22 protein-coding genes are annotated in these 26,100 nt (G+C 68.8%); 6 read left to right on the top strand and 16 right to left on the bottom strand.

What is annotated here, in order from left to right; genetic code table 11:
- Positions 1–3 precede the first annotated feature (3 nt).
- Genes J1C47_RS01180 through J1C47_RS01165 form a run of 4 tightly spaced genes read right to left on the bottom strand, consistent with a single transcriptional unit; the run spans position 4 to position 3,317 of the window.
- Entirely contained in the window at positions 4–1,158 is a 1,155-nt protein-coding gene (locus J1C47_RS01180; protein WP_207348883.1) for an acyl-CoA dehydrogenase family protein, read from the bottom strand.
- Positions 1,159–1,162: 4 nt separating this feature from the next.
- A complete protein-coding gene (locus J1C47_RS01175) occupies positions 1,163–1,996 on the bottom strand; it encodes an enoyl-CoA hydratase family protein (protein WP_207348882.1) in 834 nt (277 codons plus the stop codon).
- Positions 1,993–2,550, bottom strand: a complete 558-nt coding sequence (locus tag J1C47_RS01170) for a MarR family winged helix-turn-helix transcriptional regulator (RefSeq protein ID WP_342591911.1) — start codon at positions 2,548–2,550, stop codon at positions 1,993–1,995. Before J1C47_RS01170 ends, J1C47_RS01175 begins: the two co-directional genes overlap by 4 nt.
- 2 nt (positions 2,551–2,552) lie before the next feature.
- Positions 2,553–3,317, bottom strand: a complete 765-nt coding sequence (locus J1C47_RS01165) for an SDR family NAD(P)-dependent oxidoreductase (protein WP_207348880.1) — start codon at positions 3,315–3,317, stop codon at positions 2,553–2,555.
- Positions 3,318–3,520: 203 nt separating this feature from the next.
- On the opposite strand from J1C47_RS01165, the gene J1C47_RS01160 reads away from it, so the two are divergent.
- Positions 3,521–3,949, top strand: coding sequence for a BPSL0067 family protein (locus J1C47_RS01160; protein WP_207348879.1), 429 nt, complete (start codon positions 3,521–3,523; stop codon positions 3,947–3,949).
- Positions 3,950–4,375: 426 nt separating this feature from the next.
- On the top strand, positions 4,376–5,797 hold the full coding sequence (locus tag J1C47_RS01155; RefSeq protein WP_342591906.1) for an FAD-binding oxidoreductase: 1,422 nt from the start codon (positions 4,376–4,378) through the stop codon (positions 5,795–5,797).
- Positions 5,798–5,802: 5 nt separating this feature from the next.
- Here J1C47_RS01155 and cyoD read toward each other — a convergent pair whose 3' ends face one another.
- Genes cyoD through J1C47_RS01125 form a run of 6 tightly spaced genes read right to left on the bottom strand, consistent with a single transcriptional unit; the run spans position 5,803 to position 12,611 of the window.
- Positions 5,803–6,114 carry a cytochrome o ubiquinol oxidase subunit IV gene (gene cyoD, locus J1C47_RS01150; RefSeq protein ID WP_207348877.1) on the bottom strand — a complete coding sequence of 104 codons (312 nt, stop codon included), beginning with the start codon at positions 6,112–6,114 and terminating at the stop codon, positions 5,803–5,805.
- Positions 6,111–6,734 carry a cytochrome (ubi)quinol oxidase subunit III gene (locus J1C47_RS01145; protein WP_207348876.1) on the bottom strand — a complete coding sequence of 208 codons (624 nt, stop codon included), beginning with the start codon at positions 6,732–6,734 and terminating at the stop codon, positions 6,111–6,113. The genes cyoD and J1C47_RS01145 overlap by 4 nt, the downstream gene beginning before the upstream one ends.
- Positions 6,731–8,788 (bottom strand): cbb3-type cytochrome c oxidase subunit I, encoded by a 2,058-nt coding sequence (locus J1C47_RS01140; protein ID WP_207348875.1) that lies wholly within the window; start codon positions 8,786–8,788, stop codon positions 6,731–6,733. Before J1C47_RS01140 ends, J1C47_RS01145 begins: the two co-directional genes overlap by 4 nt.
- Positions 8,789–8,797: 9 nt before the next feature.
- Positions 8,798–9,817: a cytochrome ubiquinol oxidase subunit II gene (locus J1C47_RS01135; RefSeq protein ID WP_207348874.1), complete on the bottom strand. Its 1,020-nt coding sequence runs from the start codon at positions 9,815–9,817 to the stop codon at positions 8,798–8,800.
- Positions 9,814–11,592: a glycoside hydrolase family 15 protein gene (locus J1C47_RS01130; protein ID WP_207348873.1), complete on the bottom strand. Its 1,779-nt coding sequence runs from the start codon at positions 11,590–11,592 to the stop codon at positions 9,814–9,816. Before J1C47_RS01130 ends, J1C47_RS01135 begins: the two co-directional genes overlap by 4 nt.
- A complete protein-coding gene (locus J1C47_RS01125) occupies positions 11,589–12,611 on the bottom strand; it encodes an SDR family oxidoreductase (RefSeq protein WP_207348872.1) in 1,023 nt (340 codons plus the stop codon). Before J1C47_RS01125 ends, J1C47_RS01130 begins: the two co-directional genes overlap by 4 nt.
- A gap of 333 nt (positions 12,612–12,944) precedes the next feature.
- Between J1C47_RS01125 and J1C47_RS01120 the strand changes: the two genes are divergently transcribed.
- The gene (locus J1C47_RS01120) at positions 12,945–13,313 is read left to right on the top strand and encodes a sensory rhodopsin transducer (protein ID WP_207348871.1); all 369 of its coding nucleotides are present in this window, start codon (positions 12,945–12,947) and stop codon (positions 13,311–13,313) included.
- Positions 13,314–13,384: 71 nt separating this feature from the next.
- On the opposite strand, the gene J1C47_RS01115 is transcribed toward J1C47_RS01120, so the two are convergent.
- From J1C47_RS01115 to J1C47_RS01105, 3 genes are read right to left on the bottom strand one after another with little or no spacing between them, the layout of a single operon-like run.
- Positions 13,385–15,040 (bottom strand): GMC family oxidoreductase, encoded by a 1,656-nt coding sequence (locus J1C47_RS01115; protein ID WP_207348870.1) that lies wholly within the window; start codon positions 15,038–15,040, stop codon positions 13,385–13,387.
- Positions 15,037–15,702 (bottom strand): gluconate 2-dehydrogenase subunit 3 family protein, encoded by a 666-nt coding sequence (locus tag J1C47_RS01110; protein ID WP_207348869.1) that lies wholly within the window; start codon positions 15,700–15,702, stop codon positions 15,037–15,039. The genes J1C47_RS01115 and J1C47_RS01110 overlap by 4 nt, the downstream gene beginning before the upstream one ends.
- Positions 15,689–16,615: a hypothetical protein gene (locus J1C47_RS01105; protein WP_207348868.1), complete on the bottom strand. Its 927-nt coding sequence runs from the start codon at positions 16,613–16,615 to the stop codon at positions 15,689–15,691. The genes J1C47_RS01110 and J1C47_RS01105 overlap by 14 nt, the downstream gene beginning before the upstream one ends.
- A 497-nt stretch (positions 16,616–17,112) precedes the next feature.
- On the opposite strand from J1C47_RS01105, the gene J1C47_RS01100 reads away from it, so the two are divergent.
- On the top strand, positions 17,113–18,879 hold the full coding sequence (locus J1C47_RS01100; RefSeq protein WP_207348867.1) for a thiamine pyrophosphate-requiring protein: 1,767 nt from the start codon (positions 17,113–17,115) through the stop codon (positions 18,877–18,879).
- Positions 18,880–18,889: 10 nt separating this feature from the next.
- A complete protein-coding gene (locus tag J1C47_RS01095) occupies positions 18,890–19,999 on the top strand; it encodes an enolase C-terminal domain-like protein (protein WP_207348866.1) in 1,110 nt (369 codons plus the stop codon).
- A gap of 125 nt (positions 20,000–20,124) precedes the next feature.
- On the opposite strand, the gene J1C47_RS01090 is transcribed toward J1C47_RS01095, so the two are convergent.
- The 3 genes from J1C47_RS01090 to J1C47_RS01080 all read right to left on the bottom strand — a co-directional run bounded on the left by J1C47_RS01090 (position 20,125) and on the right by J1C47_RS01080 (position 24,376).
- A complete protein-coding gene (locus J1C47_RS01090; protein ID WP_207348865.1) occupies positions 20,125–20,958 on the bottom strand; it encodes a universal stress protein in 834 nt (277 codons plus the stop codon).
- A 167-nt stretch (positions 20,959–21,125) separates the two neighbouring features.
- The gene (locus J1C47_RS01085) at positions 21,126–22,781 is read right to left on the bottom strand and encodes an ATP-binding cassette domain-containing protein (RefSeq protein WP_207348864.1); all 1,656 of its coding nucleotides are present in this window, start codon (positions 22,779–22,781) and stop codon (positions 21,126–21,128) included.
- The gene (locus J1C47_RS01080) at positions 22,778–24,376 is read right to left on the bottom strand and encodes an ABC transporter transmembrane domain-containing protein (RefSeq protein WP_207348863.1); all 1,599 of its coding nucleotides are present in this window, start codon (positions 24,374–24,376) and stop codon (positions 22,778–22,780) included. Before J1C47_RS01080 ends, J1C47_RS01085 begins: the two co-directional genes overlap by 4 nt.
- A gap of 107 nt (positions 24,377–24,483) precedes the next feature.
- On the opposite strand from J1C47_RS01080, the gene J1C47_RS01075 reads away from it, so the two are divergent.
- Positions 24,484–26,079, top strand: a complete 1,596-nt coding sequence (locus tag J1C47_RS01075) for a cytochrome ubiquinol oxidase subunit I (protein ID WP_207348862.1) — start codon at positions 24,484–24,486, stop codon at positions 26,077–26,079.
- Positions 26,080–26,100 lie beyond the last annotated feature (21 nt).

The following is a 26,100-nucleotide window of genomic DNA, read 5'->3' as shown; positions in this document are numbered from 1 at the left end:
GCCCTATCCCGGCTGCGCCAGAAGCTGGCGGGCGATGATCAGCTTCTGCACCTCGCTCGCTCCTTCGTAGATGCGGAGCGCCCGGATCTCGCGGTAGAGCGTCTCGGGGACCGAGCCGGCGCGCACGCCTTCGCCGCCGTGAAGCTGGACGGCGCGGTCGATCACCTCCTGGGCGCTTTCGGTGGCGACCAGCTTCGCCATCGCCGCTTCGCGGGTGATGCGGGGGGCGCCGACGTCGCGGGTCCAGGCGGCGCGATAGACGAGGAGGGCGGAGGTGTCGATCGCCGTCGCCATCTCGGCGAGTGCCGTCTGGGTCAGCTGCATATCCGCCAGGGGTGCGCCGAAGAGCCTGCGGCTGCGGGCGCGCTCCAGCGTCGCGTCGAGAGCGCGTCGCGCGAAGCCCAGCGCTGCGGCGCCGACCGTCGAGCGGAAGACGTCGAGCGTCGCCATGGCGATCCTGAAGCCGGCGCCGGCCTCGCCGATCCGGTTGACGGCGGGCACGCGGCAGTCCTCGAACCGCAGGCGGGCGAGCGGGTGCGGCGCGATCGTCTCCAGCCGTTCGGCGACGGCGAGCCCCGGCGTGTCGGCCGGCACCGAAAAGGCCGAGAGGCCGCGCGCCCCCGGAGCCTCGCCGGTGCGGGCGAAGACGACGTAGTGGCCGGCGATACCGCCGTTTGAGATCCAGGTCTTCTCGCCGTCGAGGCGGACCATGGCGTTGCCGGCGGGCCTTGCCGTCAGCGCGATTTCGGCGACGTCCGATCCGGCCTCGGGCTCGGTCAGGGCGAAGGCGGCGATGGTCTTTCCCGACCTGACGTCCGGCAGGATCGCCTGCTTGAGCGCCGCGCTGCCGAACAGCGTCAGCGCGCCGGTGCCGAGGCCCTGCATGGCGAAGGCGAAGTCGGCGAGCCCGTCGTGCCGCGCGAAGGTCTCGCGCAGGATGCAGAGGCTGCGGACGTCGAAGCGGCCGTCCTCGGGCGCCGCATGGGCGAGGAAGCCGGCCTCGCCCATCGCCGCGACGAGCCGCCGGCAGCTGCCGTCGACGTCGTGGTGGTCGACGAGGCGCGGGACGTGGTCGCGGGCCCAGCCATCCGCCTCGTCCGCCAGCTCTTTGTGGCGCTGCTCGAAGAACGGCCAGTCGAGGAAGCTCCGGTCGGCCACCGCCTCAGTTTCCTTCGAAGACCGGTTTCTGCCGGGCCGCGAAGGCCTCGAAGGCGCGGCGGAAGTCGCCGGTCTTCATGCACAGCGCCTGGGCGATCGCCTCCGCGTCGATCGCCTCCTCGACGCCCATCGCCCATTCCATCTGCAGCATCTTCTTGGTGATCGAGTTGGCGTAGGTCGGTCCCTCGGTCAGCGCCTTCGCCAGCTCCGTCGCGCCGGCGAGGGCGCCGCCGGCCTCGGTCAGGCGGTTGAAGAAGCCCCAGCGCTCGCCTTCCTCGGCGTTCATGAAGCGGCCGGTGTAAAGAAGCTCCGAGGCCCGGCCCTGGCCGACGAGGCGCGGCAGGATCGCGCAGGCCCCCATGTCGCAGCCGGCGAGACCGACGCGGTTGAACAGGAAGGCGACCTTCGCCCCCGCTGCCCCGACCCGCATGTCGGAGGCCATGGCGATGATCGCGCCGGCGCCGGCGCAGATCCCCTCGACCGCCGAAACGATCGGCTGCGGGCAGGCCCGCATCTCCTTGACGAGGTCGCCGGTCATCGTCGTGAAGGCGTGGAGTTCGCTCGCCCCCATCTTCGTCAGCGGCTCGATGATCTCGAAGACGTCGCCGCCCGAGGAAAAGTTGCCGCCGGCGCCCGTGAGCACCACCGCCCTGACCGTGTCGTCGAAGCGCAGCGCGTGGAATGTGTCGCGCAGCTCCGCATAGCTCTCGAAAGTCAGCGGGTTCTTCTTCTCGCGCCGGTTCAGCGTGAGCGTGGCGATGCCGCCCTCGATCGCGAACTGGAAATGCTCGGGCGAAAACGCCGCCAGCGGCGCGGCGATGGCGTTGTGGCGCGTCATGGCTTGGTCTCCGCTTCGATGGTGTCGGTCAAAACGCCGTCAGGGCCGCCGGGCGATATGGCGCCCCGGACCGACAGCTTCAGATCGCCGAGCCGCGACCAGAGGGCCTTCTGGTCCTCGATCGGCAGGCCTGCCAGCAATTCCGCCACCCAGTCGCTGTGGGCCCGCGCCATCGCGGCGAAGGTCTCGGCGCCGCGGGCCGTCAAGCGGACGAGGGCGGCGCGCCGGTCGCGTTCGGAGACCTGCCGCTCGATCAGCCCTTCCTGGACCAGCCGCTCGACGAGGCCGGTGACGTTGCCGTTGGAGACCATCATCCGCCGCGACAGCTCGCCGAGGAGGATGCCGTCCGGTGCCCGCTCGAGCTGCGCCATCAGGTCGAAACGCGGCAGCGTCGTGTCGAAGGTCTCGCGCAGCCGCCTGCGGATCTCGGCTTCGATCAGGTTGGCGCAGGTGAGGAGGCGCAGCCACAGCCGGAGCTCGACGCGGTGGTTGGAAAGGTCCTCGCCGACTTTCGATTCGGCGTCGACCGGCTCGCGCGGGCTCGGGCGCGTCACGCTCAAATCTCGCCTCCCGCGACCGCGATCGCCTGGCCGGTGACGGCACCGGCCATGTCGCCGGCAAGCCAGACCGCACAGTCGGCGACCTCCTCGGGGCGCACCAGCCGGCCGAGCGGATTGACCCGGGTGAAATCCTGCATGAGCGCGCTGCGGTCCCGGCCGGTCTTCGCCTCGAGCCTGGCGAGCGCGCCGGCGACGAGGTCGGTGTCGGTGTAGCCGGGGCAGACGGCGTTGACGGTGATACCGCTTCCGGCAAGTTCCAGGGCGAGGGAGCGGGTGAGGCCGACGACCGCATGCTTGGCTGCGGCATAGGCGCCGACATAGGCGTAGCCCTTCAGCCCCGCCGTCGAGGCGACGTTGACGATCCGGCCGCAGCCCCTTTCCTTCATCGCCGGGACGACGGCCTTGATGGCGGTCAGCACCGGTTCGAGGTTCAGCGCCATCATCTCGCGCAGCTGGTCGACGGCGAGGCGCGTGAGCGGCGCCGTCGCCGCGCCCCCGGCATTGTTGACGAGGACGTCGACCGGCCCGTTCCGGTCGGCGGCGGCGGTGATCGCCCGTTCCAGCGCCGCAGCGTCCGTCACGTCCGCCGAGACGGCATGGCTCGCGCCGATCTCGCCCATCGCCCTTGCGGCGCTTTCGGCCGTCCGCCCATGCACCGTCACCCGGTCGCCGGTCGCGACGAAGCCCGCCGCGATGGCCCGGCCGATGCCGCGGGACGAGCCGGTGACCAGGACGTGGCGGGGGGCGGGACGAGACGGCAAGGGACGGATTCCACGGGCAATTTCTTTTAACCTTAAACTATTTTGCGCGCCCTCCGCAACCGGCGTCGCGCAGGCAGGCGACCCGGCCTTTGCGCGGCCAGCTTCGACGCAGTCGGCCCGACGTCCGTCACCTCTGGTAGGAATGAAACCTTAATGATATACCTGTGATTGTACATCAAAAGCGCGCCGGATGGATCGACAGGATGGCGACGGAGACCTATTCGCTGGCAGGCGTCACCGCCTATGCCGTCGATCTCACGGCGGCCGAAAAGCACGACGGCACGTTCATCGGGTCCGGGAAGTACCTTGGCCAATGCGCCGCCGGGGTAGAGCAGGTTTTCATGGAAGCCGGCCTGCCGATCGGCGTGATTGCAAACTGGCGTCCTGGGGCACAAGTGAAAAACAATGCCGCGGTCAAAGCAGGGACTGCGATCGCGTCGTTCGACAATGCCGGAAAATTTCATCACGCTGCCATCTTCGTAGAGGCGCAGCGGGACGGCCTCCGCGTCTTCGATCAATATTATCTACCGAAGAAGCCCTGGGGCAAAAGAACCCTATTTTTCAAAAAGGGAAACAACGATCCGTCGAACGATGGCGATATGTTCTACACCATCCGAATCGTGAAGGGCTAGGAGAAGGGTCGGCTGCGGACCTGATGCGGGTCCAGATCTGCAGCTAACCGAGGCTGCCGTCCTTGACGAAAGGGTTGGTCCCGGAATTCGCATGGTGCATCATCGCACACGGCCGGCGCGACGCTGGCGGGATGGTTCAGCCATCCGATGCGCCGGCCGGTTCTTGCAAACGTCCTGCGGAACCGGGGTTGCGCCGAACGGCGTCGCCTCGAAACGTCGGCTCTCGCCGCATCTTGCGCCCGCCATGGCGCCCGAACCTTCTGCGTATGCGCAACGTGGCAGAGGATCCTCCGGCCAGGGGCGTCGCGGGCTGCGCGATCCATTTGCCGCTGCAGGACAACTTCATGCATATCACTGGAGTTCGATCGCGACGTCGACGCGGCTATGATCGCCCGTCGACCAGTGCCTGCAGGCAGAGGAATGCGCATGACCAGCCGCCCGGAACACCTCCTGATCGAGCACCTCGGTGCCCAGCTCGTCACCGTCGGAGAGGAGATTCCCGAACGCGCCCGCCACGACTGGAGCGGCCAGCAGCCTGTCTGTCCGCTCGCCTGGATCCGGCCGCGCAGCACCGAGGAGGTGTCGGCGGTCCTGAGGATCTGCAACGAACTGAGGCTCGCGGTCGTGCCGCAGGGCGGGCTCACCGGGCTTGCCGGCGGCGCCCATCCGGTCGCGGGCTGCGTGGCGCTGTCGCTGGAGCGGATGAACGGGATCGAGGAGATCGACCCGGCCATGGCGACGATGACGGTCGGGGCGGGCGTCGTACTCGAGGCGGCGCAGGCGGCGGCCGAAGCGGCCGGGCTGTTCCTCGCCCTCGATCTCGGAGCCCGCGGCTCCTGCACGATCGGCGGCGTGCTCGCCACCAATGCCGGCGGCAACCGCGTCATCCGCTACGGCATGGCGCGCGAACACGTGCTCGGCGTCGAGGTGGTGCTCGCCGACGGCACGGTCGTCACCTCGCTGAACAAGATGCTGAAGAACAATGCCGGCTACGATTCCAAACAGCTCTTCGTCGGTTCGGAAGGCACCCTCGGCGTCATCACCAGGGCCGTCCTGCGCCTGCAGCCGCGCCCGACCTTCTCGACCTGCGCGCTCTGCGGCTGCCGCGACTTTGCGGCCGCAATGGCGCTGCTGGCTGCGGCACGGTCGGGCCTCGGCCCGTCGCTCACCGCCTTCGAGGTGATGTGGCCGAGCTTTTATCATTTCATGGGCGAGAAGCTCCCCTCTCTCCCGCAGCCGCTCGCCGGCCGGCACGGCATCTACGTCTTGATCGAGGTCAGCGGCTTCGACGCCGAGCGCGAGGCCGAGCGGCTGGAGGCGCTGCTCGCAAAGGGGCTCGAGGCCGGTGACGTCGAGGATGCCGTCGTCGCCGCCTCGGGCAGGGACGTCGCGGCCTTCTGGGCGATCCGCGAGAGCGTGTCGGAATATTCCAAGGTGATCGGCAAGGTCGCCGCCTTCGACGTCGGGCTGCCGGCGCATGCCACCGGACAGGTGGTGGAGCGCCTCGAAGCCGGCGCCGTGCAGCGCTGGCCGGATGCGATCGCCCTTTCCTACGGTCATGTCGGCGACAGCAACCTGCATTTCGTCGCGAACGTACCCTCGGCCGGCGCCGAACAGCCGAGCGCCGAGATCTCGGCCTTCGTCTACGAGACGGTCCGGTCTTCGGGCGGCACGATCTCGGCCGAGCACGGCATCGGGACGCTGAAGCGGCAATACCTGCCCTATACGCGCTCGCCCTCCGAGCTCGATCTGATGCGCCGCATCAAGTCGGCGCTCGATCCGAACGGCATCCTCAATCCCGGCAAGGTGCTGGAATGGCCGCCCGAGCCGGAGGCGGGGACGCGGTGACGGGCTCACATCTGGGCGTACTGGTTGAAGATGATCCAGATCGTGCCGCCGACCATCAGCAGGCAGATCAGCCCGGAGAACAGAATGAGCTGCAGGTCGTCGCGCTTCGAACGGGACAGGTCGATGTGCAGGAAATAGCGGAACTGGCAGACGATCTGCAGAACGCCTGCCACCGCGATGATCGCGTAGTCGACGCCGCGCGGGAACCAGCCGAACGCGACGGCGGCGAACGGAACGGCGGTGAGAAGGATGGCGGCGGCGAGCCCGATCAGATAGTCGCGCCGCTCCTCACGCTCTTCTTCCATCATGCTCTTCATGCGAGCGCTCTCAGATAGACGACGGAGATGATGGCGATCCAGACGATGTCGAGGAAGTGCCAGAACAGACCGAGCCTGAGGATCCGCAGCTTGACGTCGCGGGCGAGGCCGTAGGCGAGGGTCTGGACGATCATCACGACGATCCAGATGCAGCCGGCGAAAACGTGCAGGCCGTGGGTCGGCACCAGCGCGAAGAAGGCCGAGAGGAAGCCGCTCGTCTGCGGCGTGCCGCCCTTGCCGGCCATCGTCACGAAGTCGTGGACCTCGAAGCCGAGAAAGCCGATGCCGAGAAGCAGCGTCACGCCGAGCCAGCGCACCACCTTCATCGGCTCCGGCCGATATTTCATCGCCAGCGAGGCATATCCGAAGGTGAAGCTCGAGATCAGCAGGAGGGCGCTTTCGATGGCGACGCTCTTCAGGTCGAAGAATTCCTGCGGCCCGGGCCCGTCCGCGGTGCGGCCGATCATCGTCGCGAAGGTGGCGAAGAGCAGCGCGAACAGGACGAGGTCGCTCATCAGGAAGACCCAGAAGCCGAAGACGATCTCCTCGGCGTCCTGATGCGCTCCGGGGTCGGACCGGCCGAGATTGAGGCCGGGATGCTTCTTGTCGATGCTGCTCATGCTCCGGCTGCCTCCGCCAGCCCGCGATTGGCCGGGCTGGTCTCGTAGTCGCGGGCGATCAGCGGCGCCTTCGACACCGCGGCGAGCCAGCGCTCCTCGGTCCGCCTGACCTCGCTGGCCGGAATGATACGCTTCGTCCGGCGCACGAAGCTGCGGGCGATCACCGCGCCCCACACCGTCAGAAAGCCGAGGACGATCATCCAGCCGATGTGCCAGACGATGCCGAAGACGCAGGCCGTCGCCGCGATCGCCACGACCGGGCCGAGCATCGAGTTCATCGGCATCTCGATGTTCGAATAGTGCTTCGGCCGGCGATAGGCGACGCCGCGCCGCTTCATGTCGTGGAAGGCGTCGCGTGCTTTGACGTCGGGAATGACCGCGAAATTGTATTCCGGCGGCGGGGCCGAGATCGACCATTCCAGCGTCCGGCCGTTCCACGGATCGCCGACGAAGACCCGCAACGCGTCGCGGTGGCGGATGCTGACGACGAGCTGCACGACGAGGCTGGCGAAGGCGGCGAGGATGAAGCCCGCGCCGACCGCCGCGACGATGGTGTAGGGCAGGTAGTCGGGATCAAAATATTCGACCAGCCGCCGCGGCATGCCGAGCAGGCCGAGCGCATAGAGCGGCATGAAGGCGAGCAGGAAGCCGACGACCCAGCAGACGAAGGCGATCCTGCCCCAGAGCTCGTCGAGCCGGAAGCCGAAGGCCTTCGGGAACCAGTAGTGGGTGCCGGCCAGCATGCCGTAGAGCAGCCCGGGGATCAGCATGTTGTGGAAATGCGCGACGAGAAACAGGCTGTTGTGCACCTGGTAGTCGACGGCGGGATTGGCGAGCAGGACGCCGGAGAGACCGCCGACCACGAAGAGGATCAGGAAGGCGAGGGCATAGAGCATCGGCACCGAGAAGCGCACCCGCCCGCGGAACATCGTCAGCAGCCAGTCATAGACCTTCACCCCCGTCGGAATGCCGATGGTCATGGTGGCGATGCCGAAGGCGGCGTTGACCGCCGAGCTCTGGCCCATGGTGAAGAAGTGATGCAGCCAGACGGTGAAGGACAGGACGGCGATCGCCATCGTCGCCACCACCAGCGTCCGGTAGCCGTAGAGAACCTTGGACGAGAAGTTGGCGATGACCTCCGAATAGACCCCGAAGGCCGGCAGGATGAGGATGTAGACCTCCGGATGACCGAACAGCCAGAACAGGTTGGCGTAGTTCATCATGTTGCCGCCGGCATCGTTGGTGAAGAAGTGGAAGCCGAGCTGCCGGTCGAGCGCGAGGAAGAGCGTCGCGAGGGTGAGCGGCGGCATCGCGAAGATCATCAGGATGGCGGTGCAGAGCGAAGTCCAGCAGAACAGCGGCATGCGGAAGAGGTGCATGCCCGGCGCGCGCTTCTTGTAGATGGTGACGGCGAAGTTGATGCCGGTGAAGGTCGTGCCGATCGACGACAGGGTGACCGCCCAGATCCAGTAGTCGGGGCCGACGCCGGGCGAGAACGCCATCTCGGTATAGGGCGGATAGCCGCTCCATCCGCCGGTCGAGAACTTGCCGAGGACCAGCGACACCATCATCAGCGCGGCGCCGCCGCCGGTGAGGCACAGGCTGATCGAGTTGAGCACCGGAAATGCGACGTCGCGCGCGCCGATCTGCAGCGGCATCGCGTAGTTGATGAGCCCGGTCAGGAACGGCATTGCCATGAAGAAGATCATGATCGTGCCGTGGGTCGAGAACAGCTGGGCGAAATGCTCCGGCGGCAGATAGCCGGGGGCGTCGAAGGACAGCGCCTGCTGCAGCCGCATCATCGACGCCTCGACGACGGCCCGCGCCATCATCACGAAGGCGACGACGACGTACATGATGCCGATCTTCTTGTGGTCGACGCTGGTGAGCCAATTCTTCCAGAGCGCGGTCCACTTGCCGTACCAGGTGATCAGGCCGAAAGTGACGAGGGCGCCCGCGACCACGATGCCCGCGGCGATCGTCGCGATCGTGCTGTAGAACGGCAGCGAGTCGTAGTTGAGCGTGCCGAAGAAGAAGAACCAGAGCCGGTCCATCGTTGACTGTCACCTCGCTTCATGGGCAGCGACCATGCCGGCCGCGACGGGTTGCGGCCCGGCGAGCGACGACGGCATCGGGCCGCTCGCATATTTCCGGACGATCTTCTGGAAAAAGCCGCCGGGAACGCCGGAGAAGTAGATCCTGTCGGCCGGCATGCCGGGCCGTGCCAGCTTGGCGCGGGCGAGGGCGAGCGTGCCCTTCGCGGCGAGCGACCGGTAGTTCTCGTCGTTCAGCGGGACGCCGTCCGCCCGGACCTTCTCGACCCAGGCGGCGAAATCGGCGTCGTCCATCGCCTCGACGACGAAGCGCTGCTGGTGGAAGCCGTTGCCGTTGTACTGGGTGTTGCGCCCCGTCGTCCTGCCGGGCGTGTCGGCGAGGAGATTGAGCTGCGTCACCATGCCCGCCATGGCGTAGATCTGGCTGCCGAGACCCGACACGAAGAACGACTGCATCACGCTGTCGCTGGTCAGGTGGAACTCCACCGGCCGGTCGGTCGGCATGGCGAAGGCGCCGACGGTGGCGATGCCCTGTTCGGGGTAGACGAACAGCCATTTCCAGTCGAGGCCGACCACCTCGACCTCGAGGGGCGGCTTGTCGGATGCGAGCGGCCTGTAGGGCCCGAGCGGGACTTCGCGGGCGACGATCAGCCAGGCGAGGGCGGCGACGACGGCGGTTGGAACGCTCCAGACCAGGAATTCCAGCGGCAGCGAAAAGCTCCATTCCGGCCGGTAGACCGAGTCGCGGCGGGTCCTGCGATAGCGCCAGGCGAACCACGGCATGAAGACGAAGACCGGCAGGATGACGATCATCATCAGGAGATTGATGTCGTAGAACAGGCTCTTCTGGGCCGCGGCGACCGGGCCGAGCGGATGCAGGAAGGAGGAGGAGGATACTCCGGCGCCCGCCGGCATGGCGGAAAGGGCAGTGGCGCAGGCCGCGACGACGCAGCCGCGGACCTCTACGACCGCCGCGATGCGGCCCCGCAGGGCCATGCCGTTCGCCGTCGGTCGCCGCGTCGGCCTCATTGCGCGGCACCCTTCTGCGGGTTCTCCCCCATGCGGGCCTCGGCAAGCAGCGCCTGGACCAGCGCAAGGTGGCTGAGGGCCTGCGGAAAGTTGCCGGTGAGGCGCTGGCTGGTCACGTCGTATTCTTCCGACATCAGCCCGGTGGACGACGCCCGGGCCAGCGCCTGGTCGATCGTCCGGCTGGCGGCCTCGTGCCGGCCCTGGCGGATCTGCACGTCGGCGAGCCAGAACGAGCAGGCGATGAAGGCGCCTTCCGGCACCAGCGTGTCCATCCGGTGCCGCCGCACCAGGCCGTCGCCGGCGAGCCGCTCCTCGATGAGGACGATCGTCTCGGCCATGCGTTCGTCCTCGGCGGGAAGGAAGCCAAGCTTGGGCAGCAGCAGCAGCGCCGCGTCGAGCTCGTCGCCGCCGAAATAGGAGGTGAAGGCCCGCAGACCGGGATTGTAGGCCTCTTCGAGGATCACCGCGCGGATCTCCTCGCGGGTGGCTTCCAGCCGGCGGCGCGCGGGGGCGTCGATCTCGCGGCCGCCCTTGCCGCCGAGAAACCTGTCGATGCCGACCCAGGCCATCACCTTCGAATAGGTGTAGTGGCGCGGCTTGCCGCGGCTCTCCCAGAGGCCGGCGTCCGGCTGGCGCCAGACGTCGACGATGTGCCGGACCAGCGCGTGTTCGAGCTGGCGCCCCTGTTCGGTCCGGTCCATGCCGGCCTTTTCGGAGGCGTGCAGCATCTGGATGACTTCGCCGTAGACGTCGAGCTGGAACTGGCCGGCGGCGGCATTGCCGATCCGGACCGGACGGGCGAAGCGGTAGCCGGAAAGCCAGGGCAGTTCCGCCTCGTCGAGGCGCCGCGAGCCGTCGACGCGGTACATGATCTGCAGCTTGTCGGGAGCGGCGGCGACGGCCCGCAGGATCCAGTCCCGCCAGTCCCGCGCCTCGTCGACGAAGCCGCATTCGGCGAGGGCCTCGAGTGTGAAGGTCGCGTCGCGGAGCCAGCAGTAGCGGTAATCCCAGTTCATCGATCCGCCCGGCTGTTCGGGGAGCGACGTGGTCGGCGCGGCGACGAGGCCGCCGGTCGGGCGATGGATCAGCGCCTTCAGGGTGATCAGCGACCGGCGCAGCATCGCGTCGTTGCGGGTGGAGGCCCGGCATTTCCCGATCCAGCCGTGCCACGCGTCGCGGGTCTCGGCGAGAAGCCGCTCCGGATCGACGCCGGACAGGCCCTTCGCGTCGCGGCCGTCATAGGTCGCGGCGAAGACCCGCTTCTCGCCCTCCTTCAGCCGGAACTGCTCGACGACGAGCGTGTCCGGTCGTTCGAAGTCCTCGAACCCGTCGAGCACGACGGCATCCGGCCCGACATGGAAGGTGATGCGGCCGTCGTCGAGCGTGATCCAGGGCGGCATGTTGCCGTAGTCGAAGCGGAAATCCGCCTCGTTCCGCACGTCCACCTCGCCTTCGGTGCATTCGACGATGCGAAGGACGAGGGGATTCTCGTTGCGGACCGGCATCAGGTCGGTCAGGCGGAGGCAGCCCTTCTCGCAGTCGAATTCCGTGACGAGGATCAGGCTGTCGTCCTCGTAGCGCTGCCGCGAGGCGGCATAGGGGCTAGCCGACGCGATGCTCCACCGGCCGTTGCCGGTGTTGCCCAGGAGCGCGGCGCAGCAGGCGGGGGAGTCGAAGCGCGGCAGGCAGAGCCAGTCGATCGACCCGTGGCGCGAGACGAGGGCGACGGTCTCGCCGTCCCCGATCATCGCATAGTCCTCGAGCGGCGTCGTCATCGCCACCCCCTTCGGCGTCCGCCGGAGGAGCGGCGGCCGCCGAAGACGAGCGCGGCCGCGCCGACCAGGCCGAGCGCGATGCCCCCGAGCTTGGCGGCCTGCCGCTGTCCTTCGGTGAGGACGACGAGGCGCCGGCTGGAGGCCCGGCGGGAGAAGCGGCCGCGTGCCGTGGAGTGGCCGCCGGCCGGCTCGTAGAGATTGACCGGCGCGTCTTCCTGGCGCCGCTCGCCGGTGAGCTGGCCGCTGTAGCCCGCCTTGGCGAGGTAGCGGTCGAGGATGCCGGGGGCGACCATGTTGCCGACGATCGCCTTGATCGCCGAAAAGCCGATCCACGCCTCCCGCGTTCCGCTGGCCGCGGCCTCGTAGATCGCCGCCGCGACGGTTTCCGGCTCGAAGATCGGCGGCACCGGCTGGGGGCGGTGGTCCGTCTTGTTCAGCGCCCAGTCGAATTGCGGCGTGTTGACCGCCGGGAGCTGGCAGACCACTACATTGATGTCGAGGCCGTCGTGGATCAGCTCGGAGCGCAGCGAATCCGAGAATGCCCGGATCGCCGCCTTGGCGGCGCAGTAGGGCGCCTGCAGCGGAACCGAGCGATAGCCGAGGGCCGAGCCGATGTTGACGATGGTGCCGTGGCCGCGCACCCGCATCCGCTTCAGCGCCGAGAGCATGCCGTGCACCTGGCCGAGATAGCTGACCTCCGTCGCTCGCCGCACCTCGCCGGCTTCGAGATTGGCGACCGGCGAAAACACCGTCGCCATGGCAACGTTCACCCAGGTGTCGATGGGCCCGAGCTCGGCTTCGACCCGCGACGCCGCGCCGTCGAGCGCTTCGGCGTCGGCGACGTCTGCCGGCAGCGCCAGCGCCTGGCGCCCCAGCGCCCGGATTTCACGTGCGGCGTCTTCGAGTCGGTCGGCGCTGCGGGCGACGAGCCCGACGTCGAAACCGTTGCGGGCGAATTCCAGCGCCACGGCACGTCCGACGCCTGCGCCGGCCCCGGTGATCACGGCTACTCGCGACATGGGTGACCTCCGTCGTCACGGCCACGCTGCCGGCGTGGCCGAAAATCATTCGAAAGGGCGCGGACGGCGCGGCAGATGCCGCGGCGATCACGCGACCGTGAAACTGTGCTCTATCGGCAAGCGTTCCTTACGATCGAATTAAAAATCTGTAATTGCCTCGCTTCGGCGCTCCGGAATGACAGATCGACTTGCGAGGCTCGCGACGAGGCCGAGAATTTCTTCAGACGGCTAACGAAATCCGTCGATCCGAAAAGCATCGTCGCCGGAGACATTTCGGGTTCGTCTTCGAATCAACTGCCGTCCCGAAGAAACAGACAAGATCAGGAGAGCGTCATGGACATCGGAACCACCACCTGGGCACTTGCGGAAGGTTACGTGCCGAGCGGAAGCTTCAGCCAAGAGCACGATCTCGTCTCGCACGAGGCTCTCTGCGTGCTCAATGCCGGCAAGAGCGACGCCGAGATCGAGATCCTGCTGTATTTCGCCGACCGCGAACCTGTCGGCCCGTACCGCCTGAAGGTTCCGGCCGAGCGCACCCGGCACTTCCGCTTCAACGACCTCGAAGACCCCGAGCCGCTGCCGCGCGACACCGCCTTTTCGTCGGTCATCACGTCGAACGTCCCGGTCGTGCTGCAGCATACGCGGCTCGATTCCCGCGACCCGCACATCGCCCTTTTGTCGACCGTTCCCTATTCCGCCTGAGGACGCCTTCGGAGACGGGATCTTCCCCGGCAGGAAGCGCCAGTCCCGCGCTCCGCGGCCGGCCGGGCCGGTCAATGCAGGTCGCCGCGCCGGGCCATGGCGATGATCCGATCGGCGATCCTGAGCGAGTTCGCGACGATGGTCATCGAGGGATTCACGCCGCCGGCCGTCGGAAACAGCGATCCGTCGCAGACGAAGAGATTGTCGATGTCGAAAGAGCGGCCTGCCGCGTCGACGACGCTCGACGCCGGATCGTCGCCCATCCGGCAGCCGCCCATCAGGTGCGCGGTGCTCGAGGTGTGGTAGAGGCTCTTGGCGCCGGCCGCCCGCAACATCTCCCCCTGAAACCGTTCGGCGTGTTTCGCCATCTTCCTGTCGTTCTCGCAGTAGGAGAAGCTGACCTTCGGGATCGGCAGGCCGAGCGCGTCGGTCTCGTCCGAGAGCTCCACCCGGTTCGTCTCCTGCGGCATGGTCTCGCCGACCATCTTCAGCCCGGCCATGTGGTTGTAGTGCGACATCCACTTGCGCAGCTCGTGGCCGAAGACGCCCTCGTTGGAGACCAGCGACGTCGCGAAGTCGGTCGGGAGCGGACCCTGGCTCATGAAGGCGTAGCCGCCGTCGAAATCCTTGCCTTCGTCCTCGTAGTTCCAGTGCTCGCACACGGCGAGGGACGGCGGTCCCTTGTACCAGCGGATCTCCTCTTCCATGATCCCCCACACCGCGTCGTTGACGTGCACCATCAGGTTCTTGCCGACGAGGCCGGAGGAATTGGCGAGCCCGTCCGGATGTGCCGGGCAGGCGGAGTTGAGAAGCAGCCGCGGCGTCTCGATCGAATAGCCGGAAACGACGACGTTCCTCGCCTTCTGGAACCGCCACTCACCCTCCCGGTGATAATGGACCCCGGTGGCGCGCCCGTCCGGGCCGACCTCGATCCTGCCGACCATCGCGAGGTCGCGGATCTCGGCGCCGTGCTTCAGGGCCTTCGAAACGAAGGTGACGAGCATCGACTGCTTGGCGTTGGTCGCGCAGCCGATCTTGCAGAAGCCGCGATAGACGCAAGGGTGTGCCTCGCCGCGTGGCGCCGAGAGCGAGGCGGTCGGCGTTCCGCACCATTTCACGCCCATCGCTTCGGCGCCCTTGGCGAGAACCAGGGCCGAGGCCGACAGTTCGTGCTCGCGATAGGGGTAGCGTCCGCGCTTCGGGCCCCAGGGATAGCGGATCGGGCCGGCGATCTTCATCGCGTCCTCGGCCTTGGCGTAGTAGCTCCACATCTCCCGCCAGTCGACCGGCCAGTCGTGGCCGTAGCCGAGGCTGGTGCGCGACGTGAACCACTCCGGCCGGAAGCGCAGGGCCACCATCTGGAAATGCACGGTCGAGCCGCCGACGGCCTTGCCGGAATTGTTCGAGCCGAGCTCGATCGGATGGTCGCCGCCGGAAATCCGCTCGTCCAGCCAGTAGAGCTTTTCCTGTTCCCGCTCGTCGGATGCGAAGTCTTCGAGGGGCCGGTAGAAGGCCCCGGCATCGAAGGCGACGACGGAATGGCCGGCCTCGGCGAGCTGCGCCGCGAGCACGCTGCCACCGCAGCCGGTCCCGACGATGACGAAGTCGACCGCCTCGTTTTCCGGATATTGCTTCATCGGCACCCATTCGCCGCGCCGGAAGACGTTCGGCGCCCGTCCGCCGGTGGCGCGGATCCTCTCCTGCGCGTCGGAAACGACCGTGCTCATGGCAATCCCCTGATCTTTTGCGGCATTTTCGCCTCGCGTGCCTCCCACGGATCGCGGTCGTCCGGCCCAAGTCTCAGATAGCCGCGCGGCGCGGCAGGCCCGCCGAAGCCGATCTCGTTCCAGGCGAAGGGGTGGGCGTAGTAGATCTTCACCGATTCCTTCAGCAGGTGGCCGCGGAAGAACGACTTGGCGTCGATGCCGTCGAAGGCGGCGGGATCGGCTTCGCCCGCGTCGATGCATGCGAGGAGGAAATGGCGTTCGTCGGCGGAAAGCGCGCGAAATCCCTTCTCGTGACGGCGGTGCGCTTCGTGCTCGATGCCTGCGAGGCCGGCGGTCCAGGCCGCGCGCTTGCCCGGGGCGCCGGCATAGCGTGTCCCGTCGCTCCGGTTTTCATAGAGCATCGCGTCGATCCAGGCTTCGACCGGAATGCGGTCCCGCTCGGCCCGCTCCGGCTGCGGCAGGACGACGTCGATGACGGCGCGCAGCAGGGCGAATGTCGGCTCGTCGAAGAAGCGCCGCTCGGGAACGTTCTGCAGCCGGTCCGCCACGACCCGCCGCGTCGCGTCGTTGAAGGATACCGAATCCCATTTGCCGAGGACGTCGTAGTCCGGATAGGGCGTCTCGAACGGCGTCGTGCGGATGGCGGGGTCAGCGGGGGCCATGCGAGGGGTCCTTTCCATGCCGGTCGAGGAGGTCGAGGGCGGCAAAGCCCATCAATGCGAGGCCCGCCAGACTGGGCGGGGCGGCGATGGGCGGGCCCTGGAAGAGGTTCTGCGTCCAGTTGGCGAAACCGCCCATGTTGCGGCTGACGCCATAGGCGTGGAGCCCCGTCCCGACGAGGCCGAGCCCGGCCGTCGCCTCGAGGCTCTTGCGCGCCAGGCTGCGGCGCCGCGGCTGCGGGTCGGCCGTCGCGGCCATGATCGCCGCACCGGTGAAGGGCAATGCGAGGATCGGCGCGTACATCAGCTTGTCGTGGAAGGCGCCGCGGAAGTGCAGGAGCCCGACTTCGGCGGTGAGGCCGAACAGGCCGGCGGCGGTGAACAGGCCGAGCCCGTAGCCGGCCCGCCGGCCGTGACCCTTTTGCCCGAGCCGTTCGCGCCGGTCCGCCCGGTCGGCGGCGACCGCCCCGACGCCGGCGAGGCCGGCAAGCGCCAACGCGCCGGGGGCGCCGAAGGGTGCCCGGTAGAACAGGTTGTTCCAGGAAAGGCCGCCGGGGCGGGAGAGAATGTTCCTGAGGTGAAAGCCGAGGCCGAACAGGCCCGTGGCGATCGTTCCGCCGAACAGCGCGGCCTTGTAGGAGGTGGCGCGGCTGGTGACTGCGGTGGCGAGCGCCGTCGCCAGGGTACCCGCCGCGACGACCGGGGCGGCGAACATCTCCTTGCGGCGGAAATTGCCGCGGTAATGTTCCATCGCACTGTCGGCGAGCACGCTGCCGGCAAGCAAGGCCGAGCCCCAGGCGGCGTACCGGGCGGCGCGCGCCGGACGGTTCCCGCCCCGCGACGCGACGGCGATCCCCGCAAGGCTTGCGGCGACGAGCCCGATCCCGGTCACGGCGAGTAGCGTTCCGCTCCGCATGTTGGGCTGCTCGGCGACCGAAGCCGGCCGGGCATCGTGGAGCGCGGCTATGTCGCGGCTTGCCCGCGCATGCTGGTCTGGTCTTGGCACCGCCACCGTCTCGCATCCTCCAGCTGTCTCGGCCGGGTGGCACGCGTCCCGGCAGGCCAATTTTCCAATGCACGGACGCAGCGTGAGTTCGGGATGCGAATATTAAATCTCATTTAGAAATCTGCCGGCGACACCCACCGCAACGATCCGATCCGATATTCGCAACCGATTGAAAATATGGTTGTTTCCGCCGTCGTCGGTTCCCGCGGACGGGGTCGTTCGATGACGTGGCTAAGCATTGGCTTTCTTCTTAGGCGGGAACGCAGGCAACCGTCCGGCGATTGGCTCCACGACAATCCGTGATGCACGGCCGGGCGACAGCGCCACGCCGATCGGAGCGTTTCGCCGTTCCCTCGGCTTTGAAGGCACGATTGCCGGCCGCGGACCGAAACGAAGGGAGACCACCCATGGCAAAGACCGTCGGCGACTTCATCCTCGAGCGGGTGCAGGGCTGGGGCGTGAACCGGCTCTTCGGATATCCCGGAGACGGCATCGGCGGGCTCGTCGCCGCCCTCGGCCGCAACGACGACCTCGAATTCGTCCAGGCCCGGCATGAGGAGAGCGCGGCCTTCATGGCCTGCGCCCATGCCAAGTTCACCGGCGAGGTGGGCGTCTGCGCCGCGACGTCCGGGCCCGGCGCGATCCACCTCCTCAACGGCCTCTACGACGCCAAGCTCGACCACCAGCCGGTCGTCGCCATCGTCGGCCAGCAGAGCCGCTCGGCGCTCGGCGGCAACTACCAGCAGGAGGTGGACCTGCAGACGCTGTTCAAGGACGTCGCCGGCGACTACGTCGAGACCTGCATGGCGCCGTCGCAGGCGCGTCACCTCATCGACCGGGCCTTCAGGATCGCCAAGTCCCGCCGCACGGTCACCTGCGTGATCTTTCCGAACGACGTGCAGGAGGCGAAGGCGGTCGAGGAAGCGCCGCACGCCCACGGCACCGTCCATACCAGCCAGGCCTACAGCGAGGCGACGGTGCTGCCGCAGGAGGTCGATCTCGAGCGCGCCGCCGACGTCCTCAACGCCGGCAAGAAGGTCGGCATCCTGATCGGCGCCGGCGCCCTCGGGGCGGCGGATGAGGTGACGAAGGTTGCGGATCTCCTCGGCGCGGGGGTCGCCAAGGCACTGCTCGGCAAGGCGGCGCTTCCCGACGACCTGCCGTTCGTCACCGGCTCGATCGGCCTCCTCGGCACCGAGCCTTCCGACTGGATGATGCAGCATTGCGACACGCTCCTGATGGTCGGATCGCGCTTTCCCTATTCGGAGTTCCTGCCGGAGACCGGCCAGGCGCGCGGCGTGCAGATCGACCTCGATCCGACGATGCTGTCGATCCGCTATCCGATGGAGGTCGCGCTGGCCGGCGATTCCGCCCGGACGCTGAAGGCGCTGATCCCGCGCCTGAAGCGGAAGGAGGACCGCTCCTGGCGGGGCGAAATCGAGCAGCGCATCGCGCGCTGGTGGCGCGAGGAAGAAGAGCGGGCGATGAAGGACGCCAAGCCCGTCAATCCCGAACGGGTGTTCTGGGAGCTTTCCTCGCGGCTGCCGGAAAACGCCATCATCACCGCCGACTCCGGGTCTTCCGCCAACTGGTTCGCGCGCGCTTTGAAGATCCGGCCGGGGATGAAGGCCTCGCTCTCGGGTACGCTCGCCACCATGTGCCCCGGCCTTCCCTATGCGGCGGCGGCGAAATTCGCCTATCCGGACCGGGTGCCGATCGCCTTCGTCGGCGACGGCGCGATGCAGATGCTCGGCGTCACCGACCTCATCACCGTCTCGAAATACTGGCGCGACTGGCTCGACCCGCGCTTCGTCGTCTGCGTGCTCTCCAACGGCGACCTGAACCAGGTGACGTGGGAGCTCCGCGCGATGGCGAATTCGCCGAAAGTGCCGAAGACCCAGGACGTGCCGCCGATGTCCTTCGCGCACTATGCAGAACTTCTCGGCCTGAAGGGCATTACGGTCGAAACCCCCGAGCAGGTGGGTCCGGCCTGGGATGCGGCGCTGCGCGCCGACCGGCCCTGCCTGATCGACGCCCATGTCGATCCCGACACGCCGTCGCTGCCGCCGCATATCAGCTTCTCGCAGGCGGGCTCCTACGCGGAAGCGCTGGTGAAGGGCGATCCCGACGAGTCGGGGATCCTGACCCAGACCTTCAAGCGCGTCTTTTCCTGAGGCGCTTGCCATGGCCATCACCGACAGCCGCGCCCCGATCGCCACGATCGGGGCGGAGGCCTTCGAAATCCCGACCGACGCGCCGGAATCCGACGGCACGCTGGCGTGGAATTCGACGACCCTCGTCGTCGTCACCGTCGAGGCCGGCGGGACGACCGGGACCGGCTACACCTATGCGCACCGGGCGGCGGCCGACGTCGTCGCCGACAAGCTTTCCGGCGTGCTGGCGGATCGAGACGCCTTCGACGTCGAGAGCTGCTGGCGCGACATGCTCGGCGCCGTCCGCAACCTCGGCCAGTCCGGTCTCGCGGCGATGGCGATCTCCGCCGTCGACAACGCCCTGTGGGATCTGAAGGGCAGGCTCCTCGGCGTTTCCGTCGCCGATCTCCTCGGCAAGGCGCGAGCCTCGATCCCGGTGTACGGCTCCGGGGGCTTCACCTCCTATGACGACGCGCAGCTCGCCGCGCAGCTCGGCGGCTGGGCTGAGGAGGGGCTCTTTGCGGTGAAGATGAAGGTCGGCCGCGATCCGGGCGCGGATCCCAATCGCATGGCGACCGCGCGCAAGGCCGTCGGCAAAGAGGTCGAACTCTTCGTCGACGCCAACGGCGCGCTCAGCCGCAAACAGGCGCTCGCCTTTGCCGAGACGGCGGCCTCCGGCTACGGCGCCACCTGGTTCGAGGAGCCGGTGTCGTCGAACGACCGCGAGGGTCTGCGCCTCCTCCGCGACCGCGGCCCGGCGGGGATGGCGATCACCACCGGCGAATACGCCTTCGCGCCCTGGGATTTCCGCGATCTCCTCACGGACGGAGCGGTCGACGTGCTGCAGGCCGACGCGACGCGCTGCATGGGCATCACCGGCTTCATGAAGGCGGCGGCACTGGCGGAGTTCCACGAGGTGCCGCTGTCCTCGCATTGCGCCCCCGCGCTGCATCTCCACCCCTGCCTCGCGGCGGCGAAGGCCGTGCACATGGAATGGTTTCACGACCACGTCCGGATCGAGGCCATGCTGTTCGACGGGGCGCCTCGCCCGGCGGCGGGGCGCGTCGCGACCAACGGCGAACCGGGGCTCGGCCTCACCTTCAAGCGCCAGGATGCCGAGCGGTTCCGCCTGCGGCATTAGCCGGGCAGCCCGGCCCGACCGGGTCGAGGCCGGGCCGCCCGTCGCCCGCCGAAACGTCGCGGCGGGATACCTCCGGCCCGGCGATCCTCCCGATCAGGCGGCCGGAGGCGGTTCGATGCCTTGCTTCACCGAGCGAGGAACAGCGGCAGCGGCGGCCGGTCGATCATCGACCGCGTGACGCCGCCGAAGATCCATTCGCGCAGGCGCGAGTGGCCATAGGCGCCCATCACGATCATCTCGGCCGAGACGTCGCCGGCGTGCTGGCAGAGCACGTCCTCGACCGAGCGGCCGCCGCCGGGCAGCCGGTCGACCGTTACTCTGGCGCCGTGGCGCGCCAGATAGGCGGCGATGTCGGCGCCGGGCTCCGGCCCGTTCTCGAAGCTGTTGGCCTTCGGGTCGACCATGACGACCCTGACTTCCTCGGCCGCGCCGAGGAATTCCGCCGCCTGGCGCACCGCATGCGCCGCCTCGAGCGTCGACGACCAGGCGACGACCACCCGCTTCGGCTTCAGAGAAGGCGCGACGCCCTCGGGCAGGACGAGGGCAGGGCAGCCGGCATCGAACAGCGCACCTTCGAGGACGACGTCCGCCAGATCCTCGTCCTTTCGCATCGCCGGACCGACGAGGACGAGATCGGCGTAGCGCGCCCGCCGCCCCACCGCCTGGCCGATCAGCGAGCGTTCCAGATGCGCGGTGTCGACGTCGGCCGAAATGCCGCTCTCCTGCAGCCGCGCCTCGACGGCTTCGACCCGCTCGGCGAGGCGGCGGGCCTGCGTCTCCTGCTCGCGCAGCCAGTAGTCCGAGCCGACGGCGCTCTCGCCGATCGGCGGCGGGGTCGAAACGGTCGTGACGATCAGCGAAAGATGGGCTCCCTCGGCCTCGCAGAGGCCCCGTGCGAGATCGAGGTCGCCGTTTCCGTGCGCGGCGTCGATGACGCCCATGATGGTCTTGAAGCGCATGTCTGCGTCTCCTGCTGCGCCGGCCGCGTTGATCCGCCGGCTTGTGTCGACGATGCTATGCGAAGCGCGGCGAACCGTTCTTGCGATAGATCAAGCGGCGCCTGCGGACTGGCGAAAAGCCGGCCGCGGCCCGTGTGGAGGGCAGGGGCGGACAAGGCGGCCCGGGCTCACAGCGACAGGACGGCGTCCCCGGCGAGCGGCGGCCGATGGGCGCTGTAGACGAGGACGCGATCCTCGGCATGGCGGCGGAGCCGGGCGAGGATCCGCACCGCCTGCGCGGGGTCAAGATGCTCCATCGGCTCGTCGAGGAGGATCACAGGGGCCGTCGTCAGGAAGGCGCGGGCGAGATTGAGCCGCTGCGCCTCGCCGAGGGACAGCCGGTCCTGCGTCACCCAGGCGTCGAGGCCGCCGCCGGCCGCCACCCGCTCGCCGAGTTCGACAAAAGCGAGAGCCGCCGCGATCTCGGCATCCGAGGCGCCGCCGGCAAAGAGATTGGCGCGGACCGTGTCGGAGAGGATCGCGGCGTCGTGCAGACAGAGATGGACGAGGCCTTGCCGCGCGGCGGGGTTGGCCGCCTCGCCGTCGACGTGTATCGTGCCCCCGGCGGGCGCCAGCCAGCCGGCGATCGTCTTGAGGAGGGTCGTCTTGCCCGAGCCGCTGACCCCGACGAGTGCCGTCGGCCGGCCGACGAGGAAGGTCGCGTCGAGCCGCCTGCAGAAGGCGCGCCCGCCCGGCGCCTGAAGCCCGAGCCCGACGAGGGAGACCGCCGTCACCCGGCCTGCCAAAACGGGCGACACCGCCGCGCGACGTTCGTCCGGGTCCGTCCAGACCGCGAGCCCCGCCCGCGCCCGTACCGCCTTCACCCGCCCGAGGACGATCTTCGAGACGACGCCGGCGGCTTCCCCGAGGGCGAGCCAGCCGAAGCCGACGAAGGCGGCTGGGAGCAATGCGTCGCCGCGCGCGCCGGCCTGCCACGCGGCCAGCATCACGGCCGTCACTGCAAGCGGGCCGAACAGCCCTGCCGCGACGTCGATCGCGGCGAGCGCCTCGGCCTGGTCCCGCTGGAGCGACTGCACGTTGCGGAAATGGTCGAGCGCGGCGGCGGTTTCGCTCCGGCGCAGCCCTTCGGCGGCGAGCGGTACGAGTGCCTGCAGCGCCGCTCCGAGCCCGGCCGAACCTTTTCGCCGGGCAGCGCGCGCCGCCGTTTCGGCAGCCCCGATCCGGCGCATGGAATGGCGCATGAGGAGGAGGCCGGCCGCCGCCAGGAGGAGGATCGCCGGGGCCGCCGCGGCCGCCACGACGGCCGTCGCGATGGCGAGGAGGACGAGGCCGAGCGACAGTGTCGCCGCCGGAAACACCACCCGCAGCCGCTCGTCGTCGCGGTCCTCGACGTCGTCCAGCCAGTCGGCAAGGCGCTCCTCGCGCGAAAGCTGCCAGCCGGCGCTCGTCGTCGACGGCGCTGCGGCCATCGCCTCGAAGATCGTCAGGCGCAGCGCGACCTGGTCGGTCAGCGCCGCGGCGTGTCCGGAGAGGCGCTCGCCATATTTCGCGGCGGTCCGGGTCAGTGCGAACAGCCGCACCAGCGCGCCGGGCGTGTGGAAGTCGAAGCCGATCGCCGCCGAGCCGGCGCCGGCGAGCGCCACCGCGCCGAGAAACCAGACCGAGACGCTGGTGAGGAGGATCGCGGCGGTCAGCGACAGAGCGGCGAGCGCGAGGGCAAGCCGCCAGAGCCCGGCGGAGCCGCGCCGGGGCGGATCGTCGCGCATGACGGTGTCGCGGCGGGCGTCGCCGGCGTCGCGGGCGGTGTCGACGATCGTGCTCATGCTGCGGCGGGCTCCTTAAGGGAATGCGGCGCGCCGAGGTCGATGCGCCGGACGGCGAGGGCGACGAGCGCCTCGTCGTGGGTCGCGACGACGACGAGGCGCGTCAGCGCCGCCGCGGCGAGCGCCCGCCGTACCCGCGCGGCGTTGCCGGCATCGAGCTTGGCGGTCGGCTCGTCGCAAAAGGCGGGTCCGTTTGCGAGCAGCATGCGCGCCACCGCGAGCCGGACGCGCTGGCCGCCCGAGAGGTTCTCGCCGCCGGGGGCGATGGCCGCGTCCATGCCCCCCGGCAGGAGCGCGTCGTCGAGAAGGCCGAGCTGCTCGGCGACGGCGGAGACGGCGACGGCGGTGTTGGAGCGGCCTGCGCCGCCGACCTTCCAGGCGAGGGCGTCGGCGAGGCTGCCGGCGGGCATATAGCTGTCGGTCGCAATCCAGCTCGGGCGCGCGGCGGCGCCGAGGCCTGCGGGCGCGGCACCGTCGACGCCGGCGAGACGTCGCAGCAGCGTCGTCTTGCCGGCGCCGGAGGGCCCGGTGATCGCGACGAGGCCGGTCTTCGGCAGGGAGGCCGCGAGGCGCTCGGGATCGACGGGAGCGAGCGGACCAGCGACCCTCCGTGCCGCGGGCGCGAAGAGGATCTCGTCGAGGGCGGCAGCGGCGGCCGCGCCCTGCGACTTGGCATGGTAGAGCTCGGCATAGCGGCGGAACGGCGCGAAATATTCCGCCGCGACGACGAGGATGTAGAGGCTCTGCCACAAGGCGAGGTGGTCGAAGCCGGGAATGTCGAGAAGGCCGAGATGGCCGAGACCGAGGAAGACGGCGAGGACCGCGATCGACAGCGAGGAGAAGAAGTCGAGGATGCCGGAATTGAGGAAGGCGATCGACAGGACGCTCATCGTGCCGCGGGCATAGGCGCCGATCCGCTCTTCCAGCTTCGAGGCCTCGGAGGCGAGGGCATGGTTGGCGAGGATGGTCGGCAGCGCCCGCACCCGGTCGGCGAACTGCGCCGCGAGCCGTCCGAGCGAGGCTTCGCGGGCATCGGCGCGTTCCTGGATGGCGCCGCCGACGAGGGCGAAGAAGACGATCATCAGCGGCGTCGCCAGCAGGAGCACGCATGCCGCTTCCCACGACACCGCGGCGACGGCGGCGGCCGCAAGCAGCGGGCCGACGCTCATCGTCTGCCGCGCACAGGCATGCGAGACGACGAGCCGCGCGAGATCCTGCGGCTGGCGCTGCAGGGCGGCGACCAGCCGTCCGCGCGGCCGGGCGCCGAGGTCGCGCACCGGCATCTCAGCCAGCGCCGCCTCGGCCTTCGACAGGATCACATCCGCGACGAAGGCTTCCGCCCGCGCGGTGCGGCGGCCGGAGAGCCAGCCGGCCGCGGCGCCGAGCCCCATCGACGCCAGGGCGGCGAAAAGCGCGCCGGCCTCCAGCGTGCCGGCCTCGATCATCCGGCCGACGGTCAAAGCGAGCCCCGCCGCAAAGCCGAGGCGCCCGAGGGTGCGCAGGCCTTCGAGGAGCGTGATGACGCGGCGGTCCCGCGCGGCCGCGTTTCGCGCCAGGGACAGGGCCGCGCCGCTGCGGTCAGAAGAGGCTTTCATGCCTCCCGCCTAGCGCCGAAAAAGTCATGCTGCATTGCGATGGATCAAAGCGCGGCGCAGCGAGGCGCCTAAACGGGGCGGGATCCGACCGAAAGGAGTTCGTCACCATGGTCGACCCGTTGCTCGTCGAGCTGTCGCGCCTGCAATTCGCGCTGACGGCGATGTATCACTTCCTCTTCGTGCCCCTGACCCTCGGCCTCTCGATCCTCGTCGCGATGATGGAGACCGTCTACGTCATGACCCGCCGCAAGATCTGGCGCGACATGACCAAGTTCTGGGGCTTGCTCTTCGGCATCAACTTCGCCCTCGGCGTCGCCACGGGCCTCACCATGGAATTCCAGTTCGGCATGAACTGGGCGTTCTATTCCCACTATGTCGGCGACATCTTCGGGGCGCCGCTGGCGATCGAGGGCCTCATGGCCTTCTTCCTCGAGGCGACCCTCGTCGGGCTGTTCTTCTTCGGCTGGACGAAGCTGACGCCGCTCGCCCACATGACCGTCACCTGGTTCATGGCGCTCGGCACCAATCTTTCGGCCCTGTGGATCCTGATCGCCAACGGCTGGATGCAGAATCCCGTCGGCGCGGCGTTCAATCCGGACACGATGCGCATGGAGGTCACCGACTTCTATGCCGTGCTCTTCAATCCGGTGGCGCAGGCGAAGTTCGTCCACACCGTCGCCGCCGGCTACACCATGGGCGCGGTCTTCGTGCTGGCGATCTCCGCCTGGTACATCCTGAAGAACCGCCACGTCGCGCTTGCCAAGCGGTCCTTCGCGATCGCCAGCGCCTTCGGCCTGGCGGCGTCGCTGTCGGTTGTCGTCCTCGGCGACGAGAGCGGCTATGCGCTGACCGAACATCAGAAGATGAAGCTCGCCGCCATCGAGGCGATGTGGGAGAGCGAGGACGCCCCGGCCTCCTTCACGCTGTTCGGCGTGCCGAATGCCGAAGCGGGCAGGACCGACTACGCCGTCCGCATCCCCTGGGTGATGGGGCTCATCGGCACCCGCTCGCTGGACACCAAGATGCCCGGCATCGCCGAACTCGTCGACCGCGCCGGAACCAGGATTCGCAACGGCCTGACCGCCTACGCCGCGCTCGAGGCGATCAAGAAGGACCGCGGCGATCAGGCCGCCCGCGCGACCTTCGACAGGACACGGGGCGATCTCGGCTATGCGCTGCTCCTGAAGCAGTTCGTCGACGATCCGACGAAGGCGACGGATGCCGAGATCGACCAGGCCGCCCGCTCGACGGTGCCGGCCGTGCTGCCGCTGTTCTCCAGCTTCCGCATCATGGCGCTGCTCGGCTTCGCCCTCATCGCCCTGTTCGGCACGGCGCTGTTCTACACGATGCGCGAGGCCCATGCCCCCCGCTGGCTGTTCCGTCTCGCCTTCCTCGCGCTGCCGGCGCCGTGGATCGCCGTCGAGCTCGGATGGTTCGTCGCCGAGTTCGGCCGTCAGCCCTGGATCATCGAGGGCGTGCTTCCGACCTTCCTCGCCACCTCGGAGCTCGGCGTCCCCGACCTCCTCGTCACCATAGCCGGCTTCACGGCGCTCTACGGCGCACTCGCGGTGATCGAGGTGATGCTGATGGTGCGTGCGGTGAAGAAGGGCCCGGACCAGGTCGTGGGCGATCCGAGCATGCTCTTGCCCGGCACCGGGACGAGCATCGAGGGCTATCGCCCCTTCGCGACGCCGGCCGAGTGACACCGCTCCAACAAGGACATC

Origin of the sequence: Jiella sonneratiae, assembly GCF_017353515.1 — a bacterium.
GTDB lineage: Bacteria > Pseudomonadota > Alphaproteobacteria > Rhizobiales > Rhizobiaceae > Jiella > Jiella sonneratiae.
The sequence above is the reverse complement of the archived record's forward strand: the minus strand, read 5'-3'. Positions and strand labels throughout refer to the sequence as shown.